This is a genomic window from Candidatus Villigracilis saccharophilus (assembly GCF_016711665.1).
In genome coordinates this window covers 1-24,358 of sequence record NZ_JADJSO010000081.1, presented here as the reverse complement: position 1 = coordinate 24,358, position 24,358 = coordinate 1, and the positions used below count along the sequence as shown (strand labels likewise).

Sequence of the window (24,358 nt, the reverse complement as noted above, 5' to 3'; positions counted from 1 at the left end):
TTATTTCGGCTGGAGGGTCGCCAATAGCTTTCTGGCGAGCTCGCTGACCTTAATTGTGTAATCTCCGCTCGCAATTTGATCCTTGAGCATAACAAGGCGTTCGGAGTCAGTTTCTTCGACATTTCCAAGTGCTGTTCGGGCTTTGGCTAACAAGCGCGCATTATCTGACATTTCCACCCGATCCTGCCCGGAGCGAACAGAGGCAGCCTCGTTGAGATCTTCCTTCTTCTCGACCGGATTGGCAACTTCTGCGGGTTTGGCAGAAAGGGGCAGCATATTGTTGTTTTCAATTTTCATAGGTAGTTTCTCCTGCTAGGTATATAAACTCATATTACCATTATCGGCAGTTTTTCTGAAAACATTATGCCTTGCGGATGTTGATCGCCTGGGAGATCATCGTGTCAGTTTGCTGGAAGGCCTTGATGGACATACTGAAAGAACGCTGCAGGGTGATAATGTGGGTCATTTCCTGCGCCAGGTCCACATTAGACTGTTCGACGCGATAGCCGCTAATCGTTCCAAAATTCTCGGACCCGGCCGCGCCTGCCACAGCCGCGCCAGAAGCGTCTGATTCCAGCCAAATATTTTCGCCGTAACTGGTGACACCGCTTGGATTGGGAAAACGAGTCAGCTGAACGGTGCCAACCGCCACACTGGCGCCTGTTTCATCAAAAGCGGTCACATTTCCCTCAGAACTGATGTTGATGTTTGACATTCCTTCGGTGATCGTGCCGTCCCAGACCAGGGGGTAACCGCTGGCCGTTACCAGGTTAAGCTCTGCATCCACACCGAACTGCCCGTCGCGGGTATACCCAATTGTCCCATCCGGCAAAGTTACGCTAAAAAAACCTTCGCCTTGAATTGCCCAATCGAGCGAATTGGTGGAATCACGCAAATTGCCCTGCGCGGTCAGGATCTGAGTATTTTTCAGGAGCGAGCCCTCATTAAGCTGCTGGTTAAGCATCTCTTGAAAGTTGGACCGGCTGGCTTTGTACCCTGCCGTATTGACATTGGCCAGATTATTGCTGGTCACATCCAGATCCGACATGCGGCTGAGGATATCCTGGCGGGAAATATTAAGTGTGTGAAAAAGGGAAGATGACATATTAACTCCTTATCCTAGCCGATCCGTCCCAGGGAAGCGATGGTTCGACCCAAAAGCTCATCCTGGTTTCTAACAATATTTTGGGCCGCCTCATACGAACGGGCAACTTCCACCAATTGTGTCATTAACTGCGATGGATTGGCGTTTGATCCTTCGAGGTAGCCTTGCACCACCCGCGGCGCGTCCTGACTGGTGGATGCGGCCGGCCCGGTGAATAAATTACCTTCGGTGTGCTGCAGGTCTGTATCCGGGTTGGCGAAAACGCCGATCCCCAGCTGGGCGACGGCGGTCCCGTTGACGCTCAAGGCGCCGTCAGGGCCGACCGAGATATCGCCGTCCGGCAGTTGGATGGCTTGACCGGCATCATCCAGCACTTGAAAGCCTTCTATTGTGACCAGGGTATTATCGGCGTCCCGCAGGAAGCGCCCATCGCGGGTGTAGCGGTTTCCATCGGGGGTTTTTACACGGAAATAGCCATTGCCTTCCAGTGCAAAGTCAAGCGGATTACCGGTATCCAGTAAAGCGCCCTGTTCAAAATCTATATATTCGGCTCCGATCTGGGTACCCAGTCCCAACGTACCGATGTAATCGACCGATTGATTTAATGAGTTCTCTGATGTATAGACAGACTGGTTCTGCATGAAATCTTCGACCGTGGTAAGCACCTGCTTAAAGCCGGGCGTTTGCAGGTTCGCGATATTATGGCTGAGGACTTGCTGACGGGCAGCGTTCATCACCATGGCAGAGACTGCCGAATACAGGCCTTTTATCATCTTAATCCGCCTCCATAAACTTTATTTTTTTGTTGGACATTCAACACCAGCTGGACTTCTTCACGAGTGATGCTGAATTGACGGGCGATATCCACATCGGACATATTGGCTTCGGACATCGCGCCGATCAATCGGTTTCGATCCATGACTGCGGCGGTTGAATCAACTGTCGGCGCCTGATTGACGCGCGATTGGGTAACATTCAGCAGGGTTTTGAAATCCGACTGCCCCATCACACCCGATGAAGGCGGAATGGAAGCTGTCTGCGCTGGATTGGTAACCAGGCTGCGCATCTCGTCCACCACCGGCATCATACGCTTGGCTTGCGCCTGACGGTTCTGCGCCAGAGCTGTCTCGCGCGCCAACTGAAGGACATATAATGAATCTTCGAGGGATACTTTGGGAATATTAGTCATTGGCCATCATCGCTTTCAAGGAAAGGATCACACGGGCGTGCAACTGGCAGACCCGCGACTCGGTTATATCCAACACTTTTCCTATTTCTTTAAATGTTAATCCGTCGTTGTAATACAGAGACAAGACCACTTGTTCACGTTCTGACAAATTGTGAATGGCATCGGACATTTCTTCGATCAAGCTTTCTTTTTCAAATACTTCCGAAGGATTGGTTTGCTTTTCATCACTGAAACGTTCATATATGGAGCCATCCTGATTCTGATCACCGCCGTCCATCATCATGTCCAATGAAACCAGGATCCGATTGGAGTCGGCCAGTCCTTGTTGAACCTCTTCGACATTGATCCCAAGATGAGCGGCAATTTCCTCTTCAGTGGGTTCATGGGAATTCTGGGACCACAAGGTTGAAACAGATTTCTGGATCATACGGGATCGTTTTCGGGCTGTTCGCGGCATCCAATCCGCAGTGCGCAGGTAATCCAAAATTTTCCCGCGAATACGCAAGCTCGCGTAGGTGCTAAAACGCGTATTAAATTTCGGATCAAAGCGATCGACCGCTTCTATCAAACCCATCAAGCCCTGATGAGCCAGGTCTTCGTAATCGCTTCCTCTTTCCTGGGTAATTCCCATACGCGCCAAAAGGTAGTGAACCAAAGGCACAGACTGCAGCACCAGTTTTTCCCTAAGTTCTGGTGAACGGTTTGCGAAAAATTCTTCGAACGTATCCGCTGTTTCCATTTGCATGATCATGATTTACTGCACCTCTGCCAGGCTTGGAAGTTCAACTTCTTCATTGGTTTCAAATCCTTCGATATTTTCGAATTGTTCCTGGCTTTGTCGTCCTTCGTATTTTTCCTCTGCCATTTCCGTTCCGGCAGCTTGTTCCAGCTTTTCCTGTTCAAGACGTTCTTTTTCTTTCTTCTCTTTTTCTTCTTTCTCAGTGATATTCGCGCTCAACACATCCATGGAGATCTGACGTGAAATCATTAAAAGCAGACTACCAACCACCAGCATGGAAACGGTTGTGCGGAAAAAAATATCGATCAACTTTGTGCCTGTGAGTACAGAAACACTGACCACTGTCAAAAACAATAAAATTAAAATAATAACTGAAAATGTATAGGTGAACTCAACAAGTACAGGTAGAAAAAAAGTGTCAGCCACCTTTTCTTTCTTTTTCTGTTTAGCCGGTTTTACGCGAACCGGTTTAGTACGCACCGGCTTGGCGGTAACTGGTTTGGCAGGCGCCGGCTGTTCGGGAATTTTTTCAATTTCTGCCATGACTCAATTCCCTTTATTTATTCCATTCTCTTCCAAACAAGGCCGATACCAGGCGAGCGGGATCGACTACTTCGAGGTGGCGGGAGGCTTCCTTGCCGGTTGTATAGAAACCAAGCGGAACCTGATTCTTTCTGACGAAATTATAGACACTGCCAAAAGTATGCGTCTCATCCAACTTCGTAATGATCAATCCATCCAGGCTGAAGATCCCAAGTGAAGCAGAAGCTTGAATCAGGTCTGTCTCTTTGGTAGTTGCCGGCGCGACCAGATAGGTGCAGCGTTTTGGAATTTCCGCAAGCAATTTTCCCAACTCAGTCATCTGGTTTTCATTACATGGGTTATAGCTTGGCGTATCAACCAAGAATAGATCATTCGGCTGTGGATCTCCCAGAATTTCCTTCATATCTTCCGGGGTGTAAACCAGCTCAAGTTTAAATCCCATGGCATCCGTGTAAGCGCGCGCTTCAGCAATGGATCCCATTTTGACCGTGTCTGCGCAAACCCAGATCACATTTTTTTTCAAGTTTTGGCTAAAGAAAAGCGCCAGTTTTGCAATTGTGCTAGTCTTGCCGCTGCCGCTCGCACCCACCAGACAAATTACATTATTGGAAACATATTTTCCCGCGCCCTGCTGGACACGCAACTCTGCGCCAAGGAGTTGCGCGATATATTTCTTAGCGGTTTCAGGGTCGTCAAGAATAGTTGGGCTGATCGTTTCCAGCACGACACCAACCAAGCCATCGATCAATACAGGATCCACACCCTGAATGGTTAATTGTTGATGGATATGCTTCAAGGAGGAAGGCAAGTGCTTTGCAACTGTCTGTATGTTTTTTGCTGCTTTTTGCGGCGTCGTTTTCTCTGCCGCAGGGATCTCATCTTTAACCGGGTCCAAATTAAGCTTTAGTTTGGCAGGACGCTTGACAGGCTTTTCGGCCATGAGTTTTTCCGGTCCTACCACCCATTCAATTTCAGGCCTTTCCTCGATAAATTCAACCCCGATCTTGTTTTCTGACGGGATCATGACAGGCAACGGCGGAACAGCCGCCTTTGGGGCGGATTTCTGTGGAAGCGGATGTGCGCTGGCCGCGACAATCTCCACATTTTTTTTCTTCCACGGATTCCACACAGGGCCAAACGGTATCTCACGCATGGAAACCACGATCGCATCGGGACCCAATTCTTCCTGTACCAGCTGCAATGTCTTTATTGTCGTATCGGATTTAAATGTTTTTGTGATCATATTAACCTCTAATCCATTTTAACAATGCCGTGGGCTTTTACTTTCAAGCCTCTGCCCACTTCGGAAAAAGCCATAAAAATCAAATTGGGCAATGATTGTTCAACCAGACGCCGAAGCGCCAGGCGCAGTTCACGCGGACAAATCAATATGGGGATATGCCCCAATTGCGCCAGAGATTCCATTTGTTCACCGATCTTCACAAGGATCCGCTGGGCTAACGTCGCGTCCAGCTGGAACCCTGGGCTGCCCTCGGAAGACACCAGAGAAGAACGCAGTGTGGCTTCCAGCTGCGGAGCGAGTGTAAACACATGCAGAGTATTGTTCTCATCTTTGTATTGACTGGAGATCGTGTTTGCCATGCTTTGGCGCACGGCCTCCGCCAAAATCTGCGGATCACGGGTCATACTGGCGTTATTCGCCAAAACTTCCAGGATCCCGCTCAGGTCGCGAATGGGGACGCGTTCCCGCAGGAGGTTGCGCAACACAGCCTGGACTTCTCCAAGGTTGAGCATCTCAGGCACAACCCCGTCCACAGAAGCCGGGTTCCTTTGCCGCAATTGGTTAAGCATTTCCTGCACAAGCTGGCGGCTCAACAGGTCAGATGAATGACTTCGAACGATCTCTGTCAGGTGCGTACATAAAACAGAGAGCGGAGTCACTACTGTGTAGCCTTTCAGTTCCGCCTGATTTTGTTCGGAGGTACTGATCCAGATGGCGGGTAATCCGAAAGCGGGTTCAGAGGTGGGCGTGCCTTGAAGCGGTTCTTCAATGTCCGAACCGGGGATGGCGAGCAGACGGTCAAGCATGATCTCATTGAAAGCCACTTCCTGCCCGCGGATTTTTATGCGGTATGACTGTGGCGGCAGGCGCAGGTTATCGCGAATTCGAACGACGGGAAGAATTAATCCCATTTCATTCATGATCTGACGGCGGATGGCGGTAATGCGGCGCAGCAGGCTGTCCTGACTGTCTTCATCAATGATCGGGATCAAGCTGTAGCCAATTTCCAATTCGATCGGATCCACCACGACCATTTCCAGCATTTGCTCAGGGGTTTCCGGCTCAGAGGGACGGGTGGGCAGGGCAGCGGTCTCTTCAACTGCGGTGGCGGCGGCTTGCTCCTTATTAACGAGAAAGGCACCAACGCCGAGTCCAAAACTTACCAGTCCAAAGGGAAGCGGAGGCAAACCAGGCACGAGCATCATCATGGCAACGACCGCCGCGCCGACTGCCAGAACATTGAAATTCGATATTTGAGAGGAGACTTCCGTTCCCAGGGATGATTCAGAAGTTGAACGGGTCACGATCAAACCAGAAGCGGCGGAAACCAGCAAGGAAGGCACTTGAACGGCCAATCCTGCACCAATGGTCAACAGAACATAAGTTTGCAAGGCTGTCACCAGCGGCATTCCGCGCTGCAAGACACCAATGACAAAGCCGCCAACGATATTAACCACCATAATGATGATGGCCGCAATCGCATCACCCTTGACGAATTTACTGGCACCATCCATCGCGCCGTAAAAATCTGCTTCTGATTCAATGAACTTGCGGCGCTGGCGCGCACCCTGCTCATCGATCAGTCCCGCGTTGAGGTCGGCGTCGATCGCCATCTGTTTACCAGGCATGGCATCCAACGTAAAACGCGCAGCAACTTCGGCGACGCGTCCCGCACCGCTGTTAATCACAGTAAATTGAATGATCATCAAAATGAGGAAGATAACCACACCGACCACGTAATTCCCGCCAACGATCAGGTTGCCAAATGTGGTGATGATCTTCCCCGCATCCCCGCTCAACAGGATCAAGCGGCTGACTGAAACATTTATGCCGAGACGAAACAACGTGATCAACAGCAACACAGTCGGGAAAACGGAAAACTCCATCGGTTGTTTGATGAACATTGTCATCAGGACGATGCCGATCGAAACTGCAATACTGAGGGCGACCGCCAGATCGATCAGGAAAGCCGGCAATGGGATCAGCAGCATGCCAACCAGGATCACCAAGCTGAGCGCCATGACAATATCTTTTGAGCGCAGCAGGCTTTGCAGCGCAGCGATAATCGGGCTTCTCGGTGCAGTTGTTGTGATAGTCATTTTCTATTTCCAGTTAAATAGGTTGCGGTTCAGGTGTTCGCGGGCTAAGCGGGGCTTTTCCGCGAATTTTGTAAACATAGGCAAGGATCTCAGCCATTGCCAGATATAGATCCGAGGATATCTCCTGGCCAATATCGATCGTTTTAAAAATAGCGCGCGCCACAGGAATATTCTGGACGACAGGGATGTGGTTTTCTTTTGCCAGTTTAACGATCCGTTCAGCCACTCGATAAGGTCCTTTGGCCAATACCTTGGGAGCCCGCATGCCTTCATGATATTCGATCGCGATCGCGAGGTGGGTTGGGTTGGTCACGACAACAGTGGCCTTGGCGACATTTTGCATCATGTGTCCGCGCGCCATCTGGCGCTGCATACTGCGGATGCGGCTTTTCAATAACGGATCTCCTTCCGAGCGTTTGTGTTCCTGTTTAATTTCCTCTTTACTCATCTTCAAGTTTTTGTAAAGATCCCAGCGCTGGTAGGCGTAATCAGCAGCCGCGAGGATCAGGTACATGCCGCCCACCCGCAGGGCGAGTGAAATGCACATCTCGGCAAACTTGCTCACAGCATTTGGCAGATCAAACTGGTTAAATGCGATCATTTCAACAAAGCTGGAGCGCAGGAAACCGTAGGCGATCCACGAAACCCAGCCCAACTTAAGTAAGGATCGAAGCACCTCAAAAAGACCGTGCGATGAAAAAATCCGTTTAAACCCTTCAAGCGGGTTCAGGCGTTTGAAGTCAAAGCCGATCTTTTTGCCTGCCCATAAAAATTGGGTCTGCGCCAGAGTGACCACCACACCGGTCAGCATCAGACCGACGACGATAAAGCTAAAGGATGGCAAGAGTTGCAGCGCAAAGGAAATAGCAGTTCCTCTGAGCCATTCAACGGTGACATTTGCCCCTGGAAGTTCCACGATCAGGTTCGTCACAAGTCCCTGAAAAGCCAGCGCCATGTTTTTGCCCGGTCCCCGCAACAGGAGCGCGCTCATTACAATAATGAATGCTGAAATCAATTCCTGGCTGCGTACCACCTGGCCTTCATCGCGGGCTTCTTGAAGGCGATGACTGGTTGGGGCCTCAGTTTTATTATCTGTATCTGCCATGTCGTTTGATTACTCCACAAATAAAAGCATGTTTTCTATCATGGACTTGAATAAAGTTGTCAGATTCGGAAGAATAACGGCAAAGGTCATCCCCATGGCGATCATTGCCACAACCACCTTGACTGGCAGACCCAAAAAGTAGACTTGCACCTGAGGCGCCACTCGCGCCATTAGACCCAGGCCAAGATCGGTTAAAACCAGAGCCGCCATGACAGGCAAAGCCAAATGAACACCAGTGGCAATAAATATTGAAGTTGTTTTCATGATCATTTCCATTCCATTGAATGGAAGACTGCCATTCAATGGAACGGCAGTAAACGTATTGTGCAGAGCGATCAAAACCAGGTGATGGCCATCGATCAAAAGGAAAATCATGGAAGCCGTCATAACAAAAATCTGGTCAAACGCCGAGCCGGCCTCGCCCAAAGCCGGGTTGAAAATTCGGCTGGATTCAAAACCGCTGCCCATCCCCATGGCTGATCCGGCCATTTGAATAGCTCCAAAAGCAAGATCTGCGGAAAAACCAACCAATGTGCCGATGATGATCTCCCTGCCAATGGCCAACCCATAAGACAGAGATCCGATCGTTACCGCATCTGGCGGGAGTGGCTGCCAGGGGAACAGCACCATGGCGAGCGCAAACCCGAGCCCGATCCGAACCTGGGTCGGAATATTCTGCCCCCCGAATACCGGCACATGAATAATAATTGCCATAATACGGGTAAAAGCCAGGAAGAATAATTGTGCCTGAGGGACGGAGATTGTCATAAAATTTATTTTTCCAAACACAGCGTATCTAAAAAAATGATACCTGATTCCCCCTTTTGTGTCTGTAAATGTGATGTGAAGCCAGACTAAATATGGCGTAAAAAATTTCAACCCAAATTCGGCTTATTTTCGTTCAACCTGCCCAGCAATTGACCCCTAAATTTTTAGGGGATAAATGAAAATTCCTAAAAGCTCAAAGAACCTTCAGGAATGGAATCATTCTGTTTATTGATCTTCCTCGATGAATATATCCGATCAAAATGTTTATGCTGCTATTCCAGAAGCCTCCAGATCAATTGGTTAATTCGCCAGAACGCCCAAAGCAGCCTAAAATACGCGCCGCCATCAGGTCAGGATTCAAGGGTTTTACCAAAAAGCCGCTGGCGCCCATCTTTGCCGCTTTTTGAACGATCTCCGGAAAACCCATGGATGAGATGAAAAATACTTTGGTCCTTTTTAGAAGAACTTCAGCATTCAGTTGACTGATCAGATCCAATCCATTCTGACCGGGCAAATAAGTATCCACCAGAAGCACATCCGGGAGATGCTGGATCAACTGCTGACGAAGAGCGGCCGGCTGATTGCAGATGATCGGGTTCATGCCGTGGCGGATCAAAGCCAACTTAATCAGCTGGCATTGCAAAATATTAGGTTCGAGCACAAGGATTGAAAGGGTTTCTCGCTTCATATTGGCTATCCAGTTTTTGAAAGGTCGGGGAATTTCCCGGAGTTCTTCATCTTTAATTTAAGTTTTTCCACTTCAGCCGCGTCGATCTTTAGAATATTAAGTGATTCGGGATGGATCTCGAAGCTTAATAGCGCCGACTCTGTAAATTGATAATCCTGGGCCAGGGAATTCGCCACATTAACAATGGCGGGCAGCTGTTGATTGGTCCTGGCAAAAGAAGGTGCGTGATGACAACGGATCGCATCCACCAGCACGACAGGAAAATTCCAGTGCTCGGCGATCAAGCCGCCGACCCGGGCATGGTCGATGCCCATCATTTTTCCTCCACCTGCCAGAGCGGAATTTTATACTTTTGTACAGCGTCAACGATCGTGTTGTAATCGCTCAAGACCACCTGGTCCAACAGCAGCTTGCCGATGTCATGCAGCAGACCAGAAACATAAGCTTCTTCCGGATTGGGGTAGCGCAGGACTTGCGCAAGCCATTCTGACGCCACTCCCACCACGAGGGAATGATGCCATAGTTCACCTGCCCCCTGCCGATACCCGCTCAGGCTGCGTTTCATCATGCCGGTTGCAGAAGAAGTTAGCAGGATCGTTTTTAGGCGTCCCAGACCAATGAGCATGATCGCTTCATTAAGTGTCGTGCACGTGCGGGAATATCCAAGCGAAACGGAGTTTGACATTTGCAGGACCAGGGCAGTCAAGGCCTGGTCCAGACCGATCAGCCCGACCAGACCGTCAATGCTAATATCCCGTTTTTCAACCTCATTCAAGATACGGGATACATTGGCAGGCATGGGCCTGAGACTGGAGATCGACTGAATGATGCTTTCAACCCGTTGTGACAGCATGGATGGATATCTTAATGAACCAGATTAGGCAGGCTTGTGAACAGAGCGTGGGTAAATGTCATTGCCTGTTGCAGCATCCATGAACCAAGCAGAACCAACACCAGCACGATGCCGATCAATTTCGGAATGAAGATCAGCGTGGATTCGTTGATCTGGGTCGCGGCCTGCACCAGACTCACCAGACTACCGATAATCAAACTGATCAACAAAATCGGACCAGCCAAAATAAGTGCGATCATGATCGCGTTTTGACCCAGAGTAAGCACATAAGCTTCAGTCATCCAAACCTCATCAATTTCCAGTAAAACTCAAGACCAGGCTGCGAACGATCAAATACCAGCCGTCCACCATGATGAACAACAGGACTTTGAATGGCAGCGAGACAAGCGAAGGCGGCAGCATCATCATACCCATCGAAAGCAGGATGCTGGAAACAACCAGGTCGATCACAAGGAAGGGAATGTAGATCACAAACCCCATGGTAAACGCGGTGCGGAGTTCACTGATAATGAACGCCGGGAACAAGGAAACGGTGGGGATATCATCGATCGTAACAGGTTGGGGTTCATTCCCCAGTTCCAGGAATAATTGAATATCCTTTTCACGGGTTTGATTGAACATGAACTCGCGGATCGGTTTTTGGCCTTCCTTCAGCGCAGTGGCTTGATCCATTTGTTCATCCAGGAACGGCTGGATCGCATTTTCATTTACCTGCTTATAAACCGGTGCCATAATGAAGAATGTGAGTATCAGGGAAAGCCCGATCACAACCTGATTGGGGGGAATGGAGGGAGTCCCAATGGCGTTTCGCAGCATGGACAGTACAATGACAATGCGAGTAAATGAGGTTGCAAGGATCAGCACGGATGGCGCCAGAGATAGCACGGTCATGAGCACCAGCAACTGCACGCCGGAGGTGACCTGCTTGGGTTGCGGAGACTGTCCATCCACAGTCAATGAAACTCCAGGCGCTGCTGAACATCCGCTTAGCAGGATGCCAACAACAAGAACGATAAAAATAAGAACAAGAGTTTTCTTAAATGGCCTGGAAATGACCTTCGAGAGCTTTGAACCGGCTTTGGGAAACGTTCTTTCAACCATGGCTGATCTTTATTCCTTTCCCTTTATGCTCTCAGTGGACAAATTAAGACTAAAAGATTGGAGCAATGAACCAAATTCAAAACCTGATTGAACCGGGGCATCTTCCACTGGAACAGGATTCATGCTATGTTCAATGGAAGAGATCAGGGAGACGCTTTGGTCGGTGGCCCCGATCAATAATTTTTGGTCGCCGATCACTACCAGATGGAGAGCCTGCTTTGGAGATAATCTAACCGTTTCGAGAACGCGCATCTGGCGGGACGGTTTTCCGCCTGTCCCAACTTGCTGCCAGCGTCGAAAGATCATGGAACTGCCGACGATCAACAGCAACACCACCAGCAATTTTACAAAGGCGCTCGCAAAATACAATGGCGTTGACCCGAGCGGATCAGCAGATGTGGTTGAGCTGCCGCCCAAAGCCAAAAGCAGGCCGGTGATTAAGAGGCTGAAAGCCAGCAAAAAAACGGTCAGCTTTTGTTTATTACTGCTGGTCTGATACCACTTCTTGATCAAGGTCACTAATGCGGACATCAGGAGGTCGCCTTCTCACTGGTTGTCGAGATCATCTCAATGATGCGGACACCGAATTTGTCGTCGACGACCACAACTTCTCCGCGTGCCACCATGCGGTCATTCACAAAGACGTCCACGGGATCTCCCGCGAGCCGGTCCAATTCCACAACGGATCCATTCTTTAATTCCAGGATTCGGGCAAGCTGCATGCGGGTACGTCCCAACTCCACTGTGACGCGCAGCGTAACATCCATCAACAGCTCGATATTTGTCGAATTGAATTTTTCCGATTTACCGCCCGGCTTTTGAGCCGCGCTATCAGCACTTCTACCAACGGGCATATCTGTAATAATATCGTTTAGATTTTCCATTTGATTTTCACCTTATCTATAACTCGCCTGGGTATCGTCATGTTCACGGTAAACCCCATTGATCTGAATCCCCATGCGTTTGCGGGATTTTCCAACACTGGCATAGAATTGTTTTTTATTTGCCACCTGCACGACCAGGGGATTTTCGACGCTCTGATCGAGTTCGATCACATCTCCGATCGACAGTCCCATCAGGTCCTTCAAGGTGAGATCAGCGTTTCCCAAGATCACCTTTATTGGAATGACCGCCTTCATCATGGTCTGGATGGCTACCTGACGGGCGACAGGGTCCATCTGGTGTTCCTTGCGCCCCGCGATCCAGATATGCGGATTAAGCACATCGGCGATCGGCTTGAGCGTATTAAAGGGGATGAAGAAACTCATCGTGCCGGTAACGCCCTGGATATTAATTTCAATGGCGATCAGCAAAACGCGTTCATTGCCCATCATCATCTGCACCCAATGCTGATTGATCGTGCTGTCTTCCAAAGACGGCTCAAGGGAAGCGACCTTGCTCCACGCGCTTTTCACATCCCCCAGCATGTGTTCCACCAATCCGCGCAGCAGGGACTGATCGATTTCGGTCAACGAGCGCTCTGTAAAACGGCCTTCGATCTTTCCGCCAAGGCGCTGCTCCAGGATCAAATAACTGATATTGTGACTCAAGGTCAGCACCATGTGACCGGGCAGGGGTGCCAGCGAGATCAAGTGGAATAAAGTTTGTTCAGCAAAATCATTGATGAAATCGTGAAAGCGGCCCTGCTCCATAAGCGCCAGGCGCGGGCGAACATTGGTTCTTAGAAAAGTTGGCAGGGATGTCGTCAGGCGTTCACTCAGGTCTTCATGCACCAACTCAACCGCGCGCATTTGATCCTTTGAAAACCTGGCAGGCGACCAGAAGTTGTAGGTCTGGATCTTCTTTTCGCCGCCAGCATCAGGTTTGGCAGCTTCGCCCGGCTGATTAAGCATATCAGCCAGGTTGAGGCTATCCTCACCATGTTTCTGGTCTATATTGATAGCGCCTGATAATAAGGCATCAATTTCGGATTGAGCTAACATAGATTACTGGACCACGAATTCCGTAAAATAGATCGACAGGATGTGAAGATCAACAAGTTTTTCAGAAAGGGTTTCCAAAATCTCCGTTCGCAGCTTTTCCTTGCCATCCGCCGTATACAGGTCCTCATAAGTTTTGGTTGACAGGAGCGTGATGACAGTGTCATCCATAATGGGCAGCCGCGAGTTAAGTTTCTCTTCAAATGCCGTTTCATACGCTATTTTTTCCTCTTCCGGCAGCGACTCGTATTCAGGGTTATCCGGAGCAACCTCAACGACCACTGTCACGCGTATATATCTCCGCCCGCCTGGATCAACCAGATTGATGATCTTGGTGGACATGGGAACCATGATGCCTTCCCCCGGAATAAAGTCGTGCGTTTCCGCCGCGGTTGTCGTTGTTTCTTCGCTTGCCGCCGCCTCAGAAACCTGCGGTACCGGGGTGGTGAACGCGGCATCATACTGATATTGCAGGCGGAAAGGCTTCGGAAGTTCATCAGGGGCAAAAATAATATACGCCATGAAGATCGACAGAAAAGCAGTCAATAAAAGAATTACCTGGGTGATCACATTGAGGATTTTTAGGATTTTATCTAACATGGGACTCCGTTTCTGGAACAACCTGCTATTGGACTTTACGGCTGAATGACCGGGGAATTAATATCTATGATATTACTGTCCACTTTATACATGATGACAATTTCCACGCGGGCGTTCAGTCCTTTATGCTGTTCGGTGTCATTGGGAAATACCGGCGCGTATTCGCCCTGGCCTGAAATGATCATTCTCTCTGGCGCGACCCCGGCGTTCATCAAATATTTTGCGACCGACGCGGCGCGCGCCAAAGACAGTTCCCAATTGGTTGGATAGAGTGGATTGGTGGAGGGCGTATCGTTGGTATGCCCAACCACCTTGATCTTGTTATCGATGGGAAGCATCATCTCAGCAATGGTGTCGAGCACGATCAAAGCCTCTGGCGGCAGTTCTGCTTGACCATCTGCAAAAATCAGGCGCTCGCTGAGGGAGATCAACACGCCCTCGATATTGGTTTGCACGCTGACCTGGTTACCGAGGTTTTGAGAAGAAAGCATGGAAGTTAATTGCCCGGCAACTTCCTCCGACTGGGTGGGGCCTTCGGGAATGCCTGGAACAACGATCGGCTTGGATGTTCCATCTTCGCTCGTACCGCCAGCTTGGTTGATCTGACTATCAACCACCTGAGACGGCCCACCGAGTGAGAAGGCAGACCGCATACTGGTGGCCAGGAGTTTGTATTTCTCGACATTGACCTGACTCATCGAGTAAAGAACGACAAACAGAACCATCAACAGGGTGATGAAGTCCGCATAGCTCACCAGCCAGCGTTCGTCGTGATGCTCTTCGTGTTCTTCCGGACGGTGTGCCATGGTTAAGCCTTTGCCCTCTCGGCATTACCTGCCGGAACCTTCTTGTCACCCGCCTCTTCTTCGCCTTTGGCTTCAGATGGAGGCAGGTAAGCATTTAATTTATCACGCACAATACGCGGATTCTCGCCAGCCTGGATGGCAAGAATGCCCTCCATTTGCATATAGCGGTCGCGGGCTTCTTCTTCATCCTTTATCTTTAATTTTCCGGCAATGGGCAAATAGATCAGGTTCGCAGTCAGCAAACCCCATAATGTTGCAAGAAACGCGGAGGCGATCGCCTCGCCAAGCGCGCCGGGATTGTCCAACTGTTTCAACACGCTGATCAGGCCCATCACCGTTCCGATAATACCGAACGTCGGAGCAAATGCGCCAGCCGCAGTGAAGAAGCCCATCGCATGCTTGTGGCGGGCGCGCATTTGAGCGACTGTGGTTTCCAGGATCGCAGATACCTGTTCGGGGTCGATACCATCCACCACCATCGAAATCCCCTTTTGAAGGAATTTGTCTTCGATCTTCTTGCTGTCGTCTTCAAGAGCCAGCAGACCTTCCCGACGGGCTTTATCTGCCAGCTTACTCAAAAGATCAATGGTCCCTTTTGAATCAAATTTTCTAACGGTAAAAGCCTGGGCAATGAACTTGGGTAATTTTAAAACAAGAGATAACGGGGAGGTGATGATGGTCGCACCCAGTGAACCACCAAAGATCAAGATGATCGCTGCCGGAGCAGCGAATAATTCTGCCGGGGAACCGCCATCCAGAATTAACGCGACAACGATGACAGTAAGTGCCAGCACCAGACCTGAGATGGTCGCAATATCCATAAATTACTCCTGATTTCCTGTTTTGGATTTAAATTATTTCTTCAAAATAATGTACCTGATCACTCTTCTGAAGTTTTTGAGATGAAGGGAGCCAGGGTTTTTCGACGATATTCGATGAAACGCTCCGCAATTTCTTGCGGGGAGTCTTTAACGATGAATTTTTTATTGCTTATCAGCGTAACAACCGTGTCGGGCGTCGCCTCCACGGTTTGGATCAATTCAGGATTGACATAAAATTTCACGCCGTTTGTTCTGATCAGAAAAATCACGATTATTTTCCTTCCTGCCTGACAACATGGAATCAAGGTCTCAAACAGGCAGTCATTCCATGCGTAACTTTAGCATATCGCCGTAAGTTTTCGTGTAAATTGGCCGTGAAAGGAATATAAAGATTGGCTAAAAACTTGCACCGATTTAACTGCGTAAAATGACCCCACCGAACCACGGTGGAGTTATTTTATCGCCCGGTCAGACCGATGCGCTGCTATTTTCCCCCAATGCTTAATATTTACTCCCATTGAATTTGGGAGGAGTTTACCCGAGGTCTACGCGTCTCTTGAGATCGTTTGGACTGAGATCGACTGCGACACAGTTTGTCTATAGTAAAACTCCAAAGTAGCCAGCGGACGCTGGGTAACGATCGGGCCTGTGGTTTTACCCCAGATCAGTTTATTGCCCGCGTCGAACCAGTCATTGCCATCGCCGCCGGCGAAGATCAGGTCGCCGATGGGAGTCTGGTTGGCTACAAACGCCTCATTATTCTGCACCTGTGTGGAGAATAGCCCGGTTTCAGGAGAGAATTCCTTCGAATCTGAACCAATTCCCTTGACATGCTGCGCCCCTTTGAAGATATCGACCTGTTCGATGAACCCGGCATCCTTGGCCTTGAAGGTCACGCGCGTGCCGTCCATCAACATAAAGGTCGTAAAGTCGTCACTGGCTTTAAGTCCTTGAAATCGCCATCGCTGTTCCCGCCCACATCACTAACATCCACATGCGGGTCGCCCCAGATGGTGGTACTCTTATTGGTCCATTTGTCCAGGATCGTAAATGTGGAACCATCCGCGAACTTAAAAAGATAACGGTCGGATTCGGCATAGTTTTGATCGTGAACCACCAAACCTTCCAGCGGCGTATTCGATCGATACCGCAATTCCAACTTGATCTCGACACTCTGACTGGCTGTTACAGTGAATCCCTCTTCAGGAATATCCGCTTTGGGCGTATTCGCGTTTTGGAGATCCTGCAATTTGCCGTGCAGGTCGGATAGTTTTATATCTATATTTTCGATCGGCGGCAGGGGGCCGGCATCCGGGTTGGCGTCAGAAGGCGCCGAGCCGCTGATAAGCACTTGATCTTCTTCAAAATAGTCCAATGCAGATTTTTCATCCACCTGTTTTCCACGGCGGCGCAATTCCGCGTTATTTTCAATTTCCATTAACCGGCGGGCTACCATTAAATTGGATAGATCTGTTGACGCAATATCGCTCATACCTGCCTCCTAGGCACAATCATTCGATATCCTAGAGTCGGCTTAATCGGTAAAATCTTGAGGGGTTGACAGGCATCAGTTTTTTTGACAGAGCTTCCACCCATATCTCCAGCCATCCTGCTTGTTTAAAAAAAGAACGCCAATACCTGATGAGGTATTGGCGTAGATCAGCGGACAAAGTTGAACTTAAAGGATGCCCTGATTCCTGCGTGTCTGAAGAATAAAGCTGTTAATATTCTCTTCAGTTTGGAACTGACTTCCAGGCGCGACAGAGAAACCGGGCGCCCAGAAATCACCCGAGACATTTAGTCTTTTATAACGCGGGTAATCTTCAAGGATTTTCTGGGATGTTATCTGGCGCGTAGCGCGCATGAACTGAGCGGGATTTGTCGTGAGAGGGACCGTGATCACCCATTGCAAATATCCGGCCGGATCATGACCGAACCCAAACGCCAGCCATAGGATATACAAATCTGTTTTATCCAGCGCGGCAGATCTTCGGTAATATCACCTGTCAGATAATGATCGCTGAAACGGGGGATCAACAAACAGGCATACGTCAGCTCATAGGAAATTTGCTGGGCGGATTCAAACTCAATAACATCGCCGTCCCCCATATCTGTCGAAGGGCTCTGTTCTACAAAGTTTGTCTGAGGGACAGGGGCGGGCGCTGACGGCCGAGAAACCGTTTGTGTTTCTCTTTGGTCGAGCTGAACTTGTTCCGTTTCAGTGGTTACATATTCGAAAGTGTTCACAAATACCTCGGCGGACAACATAGAGGAGGAAAAGCCAGTTTTTTGGCGGATTTATTTCAGGAATATACCATATTTCTGATCACGGCCTTGGGTGTAGTCAACCAAAGGCTTGGGACATTAATCCTTGTCAAAATATTACCATGGCCTACCATGCCCAAGTATAGTCACTACTGGAATATTTCCCATAAAAAATAAGTGAAATTTAGAACACAATTTCGAGTCCGGTTTCAAGCTTTGGTTAAACATTCTCATGAATGCTACGCGAATATCATAGGGCAGGTACGCTTACGACTCGGCGCAGATCTCCTTCATGATCAAATTGGAACTTTTTACAAACTCAAAATATATATTCCGCCACACATGCGGCTGGATCCCGAGCTGTAAAATGTGATCCCAATTACCGTCCTCTGTTGCGATCACAGCCTTCAAGACCACTCCCAACTTTCCCTTTCGAAAGACCAATGCTTCATTAATTTCTGGTGTAAGCGGGAGACTCTCAACCACTTGAAGCATGGGGACATCCATAATGGCATCCAAAACAGAGAGAAGCCCGATCAGGAAATAGGATTCTGCATGTTTGACGCCCAGTGTCGTGCCAAGCATTTCGCATATTTTTGCCCGTTGAAAGCAACAGCGGTCAGTTCGTGCGGTTTGTCGTCCGCTGTCGCCATCACAAGCAGCAGCATCCAACTGCGGAGCTGCTGCAAACCGATCAAGGCAATGGCTTGTTGAATAGACTTGACCTGATCGGCGAGGGAATAATAACCCGAGTTCACCAGTCGCAATAATTTATAACTGAGACCAACATCCTGCGAAATGATCGGGTCCAGCAAATGAAAACTGGTCTGGGCATCCATGGTTGCCGCCAGGGAACGCATCAAGCTCAAACGCGATACATCCAGTTTCTTCTTCTTATATTGTATCGTCTCGGGTTTATAAAAAAATAGCCTTGAAAGAAATCAAACCCCAATTGCAGGCATGGGAAAAAATCCTGCGGTGTTTCCACCTTTTCCGCCAGCAGCAGGATGTCGCGTTGTTTAATGGAACGTACCATGTCCGCGAGATCGGTCCTGTTGACAGCCAGCATGTCGATCTTGATCAGGTCAACCAGACCCTGGTCCAGGATCGGGGCGATCTGTTCCAGGGAATCACATCATCCAAGGCGATCAGGAAATTCTTCCTTTTGAATTTACGAAGCGCCTGAAAAAGTTCATTATCCAGAGCGATATCTTCCAACACTTCCAGGACGACCCGCCTCGGATCAAAGTTCTCGATCCGCATGCCCGTCAACAAGCTGATCAGATCATCTTTTACAAGAAAATCTCTGGTGAAATTTATAAAGGCAAGCTGCGGCCCCACAACCGCATCCAGCCCCATTTCAAAAAGCGTATTGGCGAAGACCCGGGATGTGGCAGCATTGCCATCCTTGAACATCGCCTGCGTGTCGTCAAGGAAAAGCCCGGTATAACAATTCATACCCAATGGTTTCCTTGTGACTGTTTAAGATCGGTTGTCTGCCTACAAGTAATTCGGACACTTTGATTTCCCCTCTTAACCGGATGGAACAAAGGGATTTACGAAGATTTTTTATTTCTTCCAGCGATCAAACAAAGCTCATATTGTGAGCGAACGCTGACAGTTGATTCAACTGGAATGAGTCTACAGTTGACCCGTTCAAAATGTAATAAAAAAGCCGTTAATTTCTTACCGGCCTGTCCTGCGGCCCCGGCCTAAGCTGCGCCCGCAGGACGGCTCGTGAAAAGCGGAACTTCGATTGCGCGGAAATCCAAACAAAGTCGCCCGGGAAAATTCACACAATATTAATGAGTTCTTACCTTTATTTTTATTATGGAAAACCGCCCTTATTTATACAATGGTGATGGGTTGATAACCCGGATTCTCGGCGTAATCGATCCATCTGTAATTGCATTGTTGTTCGATCCTAGCATCCCGAGCCCTGGCGATCGGCTCGGGAATAATAAAAAGGAGATTGCCATGAATGACCATGAAAAACTCGAAATGTATATCGCAAACTGCAAATGCTGCATGCTGGCCCAGGCGATGAAAACCTGCCCAATCTGCCGCTTAATATTGGGTTGGCTGAGAAGGTGGAACTGATCGCACCGGCGATCCAGTTGACCTTAGCGATGTTTAATGAAAGGACCGCAATGTTTGCGATGGCTGAATAAAAAATGCTCCTGGTTGGGAGAAGGTCATGAAGTGGATTGACAACCTTAGAATGAGTATTAAATTGCTGGGGGCCTTTGGCACCATCCTTGTTATCATCATCATTGCTGGCGTGGGGTACGCCTCAATGAACAGCATCAACGACGGCATGACAACCATGTACGCAGACCGTCTCCTGCCGATCGAACAATTGGGCAATATGGAAGCGGATATGTTCACGATCAGGGAAGTGTTTACAGGGCTTTGCTGATCCAAAAGAGGCGGCAAAAAGCAAAGCGGAAATAGCAAGGCTCGAGAAAAACATCGATGAAAATTTCAAGGCGTATCAATTATCTGGGATCACCGATGAGGAAAAAGCGGAACGATCGCTGTCTTTGCATCCGCTTTCGAGGAATATCGCAACGCGGGGCGGAGGCGATCACCTTAAGCAAAACGGGCCATCGCAATGCGGCTCTTGCCAGCATGGTCGAAGGCGGACGCACGCCAAACGCACTCGCGACATTTTCCGAATCGATTCACAGGCTCCCGCAGATCAACAAAAGTCGCCGAGGAAACACACCAACAAGGCAATCAAACATTCACGGACTCCCGCAACATCCTGTCGTTGACCACGATCGCGGGGTCTTGATCTCTCTGGGCTCTGTGGCGGTCATCACGTTCAGCATTACCGTCCCACTTGCGATCGTGGTCAGGATCTCGCGCGAGATGGCTTCGGAGATCTGGTCGCGACATGAGTGATGCGGAAAAAGATAAAGGTGCGCAAACGCAGGGATGAGATCGGGACGATCGGCAAGGCTTTCGATGAGTTGATCGGCTACATGCAGGGCATGGGACTCGCCGCGGCCGCCATCGCCGAGAACGACCTTACCACCCACGTCATACCGAGGTCGGATAAGGATGAACTCGGCAATTCCTTCGCGAATGATCGCCCGCCTGCGCGATGCGGTGGGGCTTATCAACGAGAGCGCCAATGATGTCACCGTGGTCTGCCGCGCATTTGGCGGTCACCTCCGAACAATCGGGTCAGGCGGCCAATCAGATCGCCGCCACCATTCAGCAGGTAGCGCGGCACGCCGCAGCAAACCGAGAGCGTTAACTGACTCCGGCTCGTGAACAAATGGGACGCGCCATTGACGGCGTCGCCAGGGGCGCGCAGAACAGGCCAAAGCTATTAAGCAGGGCTTCAGGATCGCCGCCCGTATCAATTCGGCCATTGAGCAGGTCGCGGAAATGCGCAGGCGGTCACCCGCGACTCGGCCAATCAGCGAAGTACTCCCGCGACGGCGCCAAGACCGTCAAGGAAACGATTTCAGGAATGGAAGCGATCCGCAGCAAGGTTGGGTTTTCCGCCACCAAGGTTGAAGAAATGGGAGTCCGCTCTGAAGAGATCGGCGCCATCCTGGAAACCATTGAAGATATTGCCAGCCAGACCAATCTGCTCGCCCTGAACGCCGCCATTGAAGCCGCGCGGGCCGGGGAACAGGGCAAGGGCTTCGCGGTCGTGGCGGATGAGGTCCGAAAACTGGCGGAGCGCTCCAGCCTCGCCACCAAAGAGATCTCGGCCATCATTAATAACATCCAGAAGACCGTCAACGAAGCGGTCAGCGCCATGAAGGCTTCGGAGAATGAAGTGGAAGCCGGTATGAAGCATGCGAATTCGGCGGGTAAAGTGCTCAATGACATTCTCGGATCCGCTGAAGCTGTATACAAGCAGGCGGAAAACGCCGGTCAGGCCGCGGCGAAAGTCCGCACGGCGGCGACCGAACTTGTACAGGCTGTTGATTCTGTCTCAGCGGTCATTGAAGAAAATACTGCGGCAACCAAAGAGATGGCCGGTAATTCGTCAGAATTGATCCAGGCGATTGAGAATATCGCAAGTGTCGGGGAGGAGAATAGCGCGGCAATCGAGGAAGTATCCGCCTCGACCGAGGAAGTATCCGATCAAGTACAGCAAGTCTCCGCATCCGCCACATCCATGAAGGATGGCGCACCGCAGGAGATCGTCGCTCAATTCCAGCTAAATACCGCTCAATAGTACACAAGGCGATCATTTTCTATGACTACAGACAAATTGAACATTCCGATCCGCCGCTCGTTCCTGGGAAAACTCCTGCTCTTCATGCTGCTCATCGGCATCCTGCCCGTTTTGATCAACGCGGTAGTCAGCTATATTCTGGCACAAAATGCATTGAATACCGCAACCAGGGAAACACAAAAAATAATTGAAGCGGATCAGTCCACCTATCTGTTGAGTTGGGCCAACGAACGGACCCAGGATATAGGGACTCTGGCAGGCATCGCCAGGATATCATCAATGGATCCCGTCACTGCCAATGAAGCGATCAAGCAGTATTTTCGCTACTGGGGAATGTATGAGACCATCTTTCTGGCAGGACCTGATGGAAAAACGATCGCGACCTCAGACGATAAACCTCTCGACGTATCCGACCGTTTATACTTTAGCGAAGCGTTAAGTGGCAGCGTCACTTTATCAGAGCCGCTGCTATCCAAGGCAAGCGGGCATTTGGTCATTGTGTTTGCTTCACCGGTTCGTTCAAAAAGCGGGGATATTGTCGGCGTCATCGGTGAAACAGTCCCGCTGGACACGCTCGCTCAACTCCTTGACAAGAACCGCAGCGGTCTAACTTCTGAAAGTTATCTTGTCAATCAACAGGGATATTTTGTCACCGCCCCGCGTTTTGTTAATGAGATGAAGACAGCCGGATTGATCACAGACCGCGCAGAACTGGAATATCAACTTCAAACCACTGCAAGTAAAGAATTGCAAGCGGGCAAGTCAGGGCAGGGCATTTATACGAACTATCTCGGAGAAGAAGTGATCGGGCAATACACCTGGCTGCCAGACATAAAGCTGGGGTTGATCTCCGAGAAACAAACCTCCGAAGCCAATGCTGCCACCACTCAACTCGCGATATTCAGCGTGATCATGATCGTCGTATCGATCGTACTTGTCTCATTAATCGCCTTCATCTTCTCACGCGGCATCACAAAACCGGTCAAATTAATGGTTGACATATCCAACCACCTTGCAATGGGCGATATTGATCAAAAACTCGAATACAAAAGCCAGGATGAGTTCGGCCTGTTGGCAGACTCGATCCGCGAGATAGTCGGTTACCAAAAAGAAATGTCAAGCGCGGCGAATGCCATCTCGACAGGCATCCTTACATACGATGTCCGTCCAAAATCTGACAAGGATGAACTGGGGAATGCATTTTCCAAAATGATCGCGGGCCTGCGCGAGACCATTGGACTGGTAGCGCAAAGCGCTTCAGCCATTACATCTGCCGCCTCCCAACTGACCACCGCCGCTGAACAATCCGGCGAAGCCACCAGCCAGATCGCCACCACCATTCAACAGGTCGCGCTCGGCACCGCCCAGCAGACCGAAGGCGTCACCAAGACCTCCGCCTCCGTCGAGCAGATGGGTCGCGCCATTGACGGCGTCGCCAAGGGCGCTCAGGAACAGGCCAAAGCCATCTCCCAGGCTTCGCAGATCACCTCCCGCATCAACGCCGCCATCGAACAGGTCGCTGCCAATGCACAGGCTGTCACCCGTGACTCTGCTCAAGCCGCCACCTACTCCCGCGACGGTGCCAAGACCGTCAAGGAAACCATCACTGGCATGGAAGCCATCCGCTCCAAGGTCGGTCTCTCCGCCACCAAGGTCGAAGAGATGGGAACCCGCTCCGAGGAGATCGGAGCCATCGTCGAAACCATCGAAGATATTGCCTCTCAAACCAATCTGCTGGCGCTCAACGCCGCCATCGAAGCCGCCCGCGCAGGTGAACAGGGCAAGGGTTTCGCGGTCGTGGCCGATGAGGGCCCGCAAACTGGCGAACGCTCCAGCCTCGCCACAAAAGAGATCGCAGCCCCATCAAGGGCATCCAGAAGACCGTCAGTGAAGCCGTGACCGCCATGCAAGCCTCCGCTCAGGAAGTCGAGCTGGTGTGACACGCGCTCATTCGGCTGGCGAGGTGCTCGATAACATCCTCGACGCGGCTGAATCCGTTTACAAGCAGGCGGAAGAGGCGGGCAACACCGCCGCTAAGGTCGGCGCTGCCGCCGCTGAACTGGTCGAAGCGGTTGACGCGGTCTCCGCCGTGATCGAAGAGAACACCGCCGCCACCGAAGAGATGGCTGCCAATTCCACAGAACTGACCCAGGCCATCGAGAACATCGCCAGTGTCAGTGAAGAGAACAGCGCATCCGTCGAGGAAGTCTCAGCTTCCACCGAGGAAGTCTCCGCCCAGGTGGAAGAGGTTTCCGCCTCCGCCACTTCCCTGATGGAGATGGCTCAGAA

The 24,358-nt window shown here is 50.2% G+C and carries 35 protein-coding genes and 2 pseudogenes; 8 read left to right on the top strand and 29 right to left on the bottom strand.

Annotation, left to right across the window (positions count from 1 at the left end; genetic code table 11):
* The 29 genes and pseudogenes from flgM to IPL17_RS25045 all read right to left on the bottom strand — a co-directional run bounded on the left by flgM (position 1) and on the right by IPL17_RS25045 (position 19,323).
* On the bottom strand, positions 1 to 297 hold the full coding sequence (gene flgM / locus IPL17_RS25185) for a flagellar biosynthesis anti-sigma factor FlgM (protein WP_345309846.1): 297 nt from the start codon (positions 295 to 297) through the stop codon (positions 1 to 3).
* 64 nt (positions 298 to 361) lie between these two features.
* Entirely contained in the window at positions 362 to 1,105 is a 744-nt protein-coding gene (locus IPL17_RS25180; protein ID WP_345309845.1) for a flagellar hook basal-body protein, read from the bottom strand.
* A 14-nt stretch (positions 1,106 to 1,119) separates the two neighbouring features.
* A complete protein-coding gene (locus IPL17_RS25175) occupies positions 1,120 to 1,878 on the bottom strand; it encodes a flagellar hook-basal body protein (protein WP_345309844.1) in 759 nt (252 codons plus the stop codon).
* Complete coding sequence (locus IPL17_RS25170; RefSeq protein ID WP_345309843.1) at positions 1,875 to 2,294, bottom strand: hypothetical protein; 420 nt, start codon at positions 2,292 to 2,294, stop codon at positions 1,875 to 1,877. The genes IPL17_RS25175 and IPL17_RS25170 overlap by 4 nt, the downstream gene beginning before the upstream one ends.
* A complete protein-coding gene (locus IPL17_RS25165) occupies positions 2,287 to 3,045 on the bottom strand; it encodes a FliA/WhiG family RNA polymerase sigma factor (protein ID WP_345309842.1) in 759 nt (252 codons plus the stop codon). Before IPL17_RS25165 ends, IPL17_RS25170 begins: the two co-directional genes overlap by 8 nt.
* Positions 3,046 to 3,048: 3 nt before the next feature.
* Positions 3,049 to 3,576: a hypothetical protein gene (locus tag IPL17_RS25160; RefSeq protein WP_345309841.1), complete on the bottom strand. Its 528-nt coding sequence runs from the start codon at positions 3,574 to 3,576 to the stop codon at positions 3,049 to 3,051.
* Positions 3,577 to 3,589: 13 nt separating this feature from the next.
* Complete coding sequence (locus tag IPL17_RS25155; RefSeq protein ID WP_345309840.1) at positions 3,590 to 4,819, bottom strand: hypothetical protein; 1,230 nt, start codon at positions 4,817 to 4,819, stop codon at positions 3,590 to 3,592.
* A gap of 8 nt (positions 4,820 to 4,827) precedes the next feature.
* Positions 4,828 to 6,918: a flagellar biosynthesis protein FlhA gene (flhA, locus tag IPL17_RS25150; RefSeq protein WP_345309839.1), complete on the bottom strand. Its 2,091-nt coding sequence runs from the start codon at positions 6,916 to 6,918 to the stop codon at positions 4,828 to 4,830.
* Positions 6,919 to 6,931: 13 nt separating this feature from the next.
* Positions 6,932 to 8,023, bottom strand: coding sequence for a flagellar biosynthesis protein FlhB (flhB, locus tag IPL17_RS25145; protein ID WP_345309838.1), 1,092 nt, complete (start codon positions 8,021 to 8,023; stop codon positions 6,932 to 6,934).
* Between the two features lie 9 nt (positions 8,024 to 8,032).
* A complete protein-coding gene (gene fliR / locus IPL17_RS25140) occupies positions 8,033 to 8,791 on the bottom strand; it encodes a flagellar biosynthetic protein FliR (RefSeq protein WP_345309837.1) in 759 nt (252 codons plus the stop codon).
* 292 nt (positions 8,792 to 9,083) lie between these two features.
* Complete coding sequence (locus IPL17_RS25135; protein WP_345309836.1) at positions 9,084 to 9,479, bottom strand: response regulator; 396 nt, start codon at positions 9,477 to 9,479, stop codon at positions 9,084 to 9,086.
* 5 nt (positions 9,480 to 9,484) lie between these two features.
* Positions 9,485 to 10,278 (bottom strand): annotated as a pseudogene (locus IPL17_RS25130) (HDOD domain-containing protein).
* 65 nt (positions 10,279 to 10,343) lie between these two features.
* Positions 10,344 to 10,613 carry a flagellar biosynthesis protein FliQ gene (fliQ, locus tag IPL17_RS25125; protein WP_345309835.1) on the bottom strand — a complete coding sequence of 90 codons (270 nt, stop codon included), beginning with the start codon at positions 10,611 to 10,613 and terminating at the stop codon, positions 10,344 to 10,346.
* A gap of 10 nt (positions 10,614 to 10,623) precedes the next feature.
* Positions 10,624 to 11,433 (bottom strand): flagellar type III secretion system pore protein FliP, encoded by an 810-nt coding sequence (gene fliP, locus IPL17_RS25120; protein ID WP_345309834.1) that lies wholly within the window; start codon positions 11,431 to 11,433, stop codon positions 10,624 to 10,626.
* Between the two features lie 9 nt (positions 11,434 to 11,442).
* The gene (fliO, locus tag IPL17_RS25115; RefSeq protein WP_345309833.1) at positions 11,443 to 11,964 is read right to left on the bottom strand and encodes a flagellar biosynthetic protein FliO; all 522 of its coding nucleotides are present in this window, start codon (positions 11,962 to 11,964) and stop codon (positions 11,443 to 11,445) included.
* The gene (gene fliN, locus IPL17_RS25110) at positions 11,964 to 12,317 is read right to left on the bottom strand and encodes a flagellar motor switch protein FliN (protein WP_345309832.1); all 354 of its coding nucleotides are present in this window, start codon (positions 12,315 to 12,317) and stop codon (positions 11,964 to 11,966) included. Before fliN ends, fliO begins: the two co-directional genes overlap by 1 nt.
* A 12-nt stretch (positions 12,318 to 12,329) precedes the next feature.
* The gene (locus IPL17_RS25105) at positions 12,330 to 13,376 is read right to left on the bottom strand and encodes a FliM/FliN family flagellar motor switch protein (RefSeq protein ID WP_345309831.1); all 1,047 of its coding nucleotides are present in this window, start codon (positions 13,374 to 13,376) and stop codon (positions 12,330 to 12,332) included.
* Between the two features lie 3 nt (positions 13,377 to 13,379).
* A complete protein-coding gene (locus tag IPL17_RS25100) occupies positions 13,380 to 13,973 on the bottom strand; it encodes a flagellar basal body-associated FliL family protein (protein ID WP_345309830.1) in 594 nt (197 codons plus the stop codon).
* Positions 13,974 to 14,008: 35 nt separating this feature from the next.
* Complete coding sequence (locus IPL17_RS25095) at positions 14,009 to 14,779, bottom strand: flagellar motor protein MotB (protein WP_345309829.1); 771 nt, start codon at positions 14,777 to 14,779, stop codon at positions 14,009 to 14,011.
* A 2-nt stretch (positions 14,780 to 14,781) separates the two neighbouring features.
* Positions 14,782 to 15,600, bottom strand: coding sequence for a motility protein A (locus IPL17_RS25090; protein ID WP_345309828.1), 819 nt, complete (start codon positions 15,598 to 15,600; stop codon positions 14,782 to 14,784).
* 59 nt (positions 15,601 to 15,659) lie between these two features.
* A complete protein-coding gene (locus IPL17_RS25085) occupies positions 15,660 to 15,869 on the bottom strand; it encodes a flagellar FlbD family protein (protein WP_345309801.1) in 210 nt (69 codons plus the stop codon).
* Positions 15,870 to 16,145: 276 nt separating this feature from the next.
* Positions 16,146 to 16,511: a hypothetical protein gene (locus IPL17_RS25080; protein WP_345309827.1), complete on the bottom strand. Its 366-nt coding sequence runs from the start codon at positions 16,509 to 16,511 to the stop codon at positions 16,146 to 16,148.
* The gene (locus IPL17_RS25075) at positions 16,511 to 17,092 is read right to left on the bottom strand and encodes a DUF1521 domain-containing protein (RefSeq protein ID WP_345309826.1); all 582 of its coding nucleotides are present in this window, start codon (positions 17,090 to 17,092) and stop codon (positions 16,511 to 16,513) included. The genes IPL17_RS25080 and IPL17_RS25075 overlap by 1 nt, the downstream gene beginning before the upstream one ends.
* A gap of 186 nt (positions 17,093 to 17,278) precedes the next feature.
* On the bottom strand, positions 17,279 to 17,503 hold the full coding sequence (locus tag IPL17_RS25070) for a transposase (protein ID WP_345309825.1): 225 nt from the start codon (positions 17,501 to 17,503) through the stop codon (positions 17,279 to 17,281).
* Complete coding sequence (locus IPL17_RS25065; RefSeq protein WP_345309824.1) at positions 17,500 to 17,847, bottom strand: hypothetical protein; 348 nt, start codon at positions 17,845 to 17,847, stop codon at positions 17,500 to 17,502. The genes IPL17_RS25070 and IPL17_RS25065 overlap by 4 nt, the downstream gene beginning before the upstream one ends.
* A gap of 285 nt (positions 17,848 to 18,132) precedes the next feature.
* The gene (locus IPL17_RS25060; RefSeq protein ID WP_345309823.1) at positions 18,133 to 18,450 is read right to left on the bottom strand and encodes a hypothetical protein; all 318 of its coding nucleotides are present in this window, start codon (positions 18,448 to 18,450) and stop codon (positions 18,133 to 18,135) included.
* Positions 18,402 to 18,725, bottom strand: a complete 324-nt coding sequence (locus tag IPL17_RS25055) for an HDOD domain-containing protein (protein ID WP_345309948.1) — start codon at positions 18,723 to 18,725, stop codon at positions 18,402 to 18,404. The genes IPL17_RS25060 and IPL17_RS25055 overlap by 49 nt, the downstream gene beginning before the upstream one ends.
* A gap of 5 nt (positions 18,726 to 18,730) precedes the next feature.
* Positions 18,731 to 18,934: a hypothetical protein gene (locus tag IPL17_RS25050; RefSeq protein WP_345309822.1), complete on the bottom strand. Its 204-nt coding sequence runs from the start codon at positions 18,932 to 18,934 to the stop codon at positions 18,731 to 18,733.
* Positions 18,935 to 18,945: 11 nt separating this feature from the next.
* Entirely contained in the window at positions 18,946 to 19,323 is a 378-nt protein-coding gene (locus IPL17_RS25045) for a hypothetical protein (protein ID WP_345309821.1), read from the bottom strand.
* 563 nt (positions 19,324 to 19,886) lie between these two features.
* Here IPL17_RS25045 and IPL17_RS25040 point away from each other — a divergent pair.
* From IPL17_RS25040 to IPL17_RS25005, 8 genes and pseudogenes are all read left to right on the top strand, one after another.
* Positions 19,887 to 20,036: a hypothetical protein gene (locus IPL17_RS25040; protein WP_345309820.1), complete on the top strand. Its 150-nt coding sequence runs from the start codon at positions 19,887 to 19,889 to the stop codon at positions 20,034 to 20,036.
* A gap of 26 nt (positions 20,037 to 20,062) precedes the next feature.
* A complete protein-coding gene (locus IPL17_RS25035) occupies positions 20,063 to 20,284 on the top strand; it encodes an MCP four helix bundle domain-containing protein (protein WP_345309819.1) in 222 nt (73 codons plus the stop codon).
* A gap of 56 nt (positions 20,285 to 20,340) precedes the next feature.
* A complete protein-coding gene (locus IPL17_RS25030) occupies positions 20,341 to 20,772 on the top strand; it encodes a hypothetical protein (protein ID WP_345309818.1) in 432 nt (143 codons plus the stop codon).
* On the top strand, positions 20,772 to 21,008 hold the full coding sequence (locus tag IPL17_RS25025) for a HAMP domain-containing protein (protein ID WP_345309817.1): 237 nt from the start codon (positions 20,772 to 20,774) through the stop codon (positions 21,006 to 21,008). The genes IPL17_RS25030 and IPL17_RS25025 overlap by 1 nt, the downstream gene beginning before the upstream one ends.
* On the top strand, positions 21,005 to 21,130 hold the full coding sequence (locus IPL17_RS25020) for a hypothetical protein (RefSeq protein ID WP_345309816.1): 126 nt from the start codon (positions 21,005 to 21,007) through the stop codon (positions 21,128 to 21,130). Before IPL17_RS25025 ends, IPL17_RS25020 begins: the two co-directional genes overlap by 4 nt.
* A 21-nt stretch (positions 21,131 to 21,151) precedes the next feature.
* The gene (locus tag IPL17_RS25015) at positions 21,152 to 22,069 is read left to right on the top strand and encodes a methyl-accepting chemotaxis protein (RefSeq protein ID WP_345309815.1); all 918 of its coding nucleotides are present in this window, start codon (positions 21,152 to 21,154) and stop codon (positions 22,067 to 22,069) included.
* 21 nt (positions 22,070 to 22,090) lie between these two features.
* A complete protein-coding gene (locus IPL17_RS25010; protein WP_345309814.1) occupies positions 22,091 to 23,968 on the top strand; it encodes a methyl-accepting chemotaxis protein in 1,878 nt (625 codons plus the stop codon).
* 37 nt (positions 23,969 to 24,005) lie between these two features.
* Positions 24,006 to 24,358 (top strand): annotated as a pseudogene (locus IPL17_RS25005) (methyl-accepting chemotaxis protein); the annotation flags it as partial.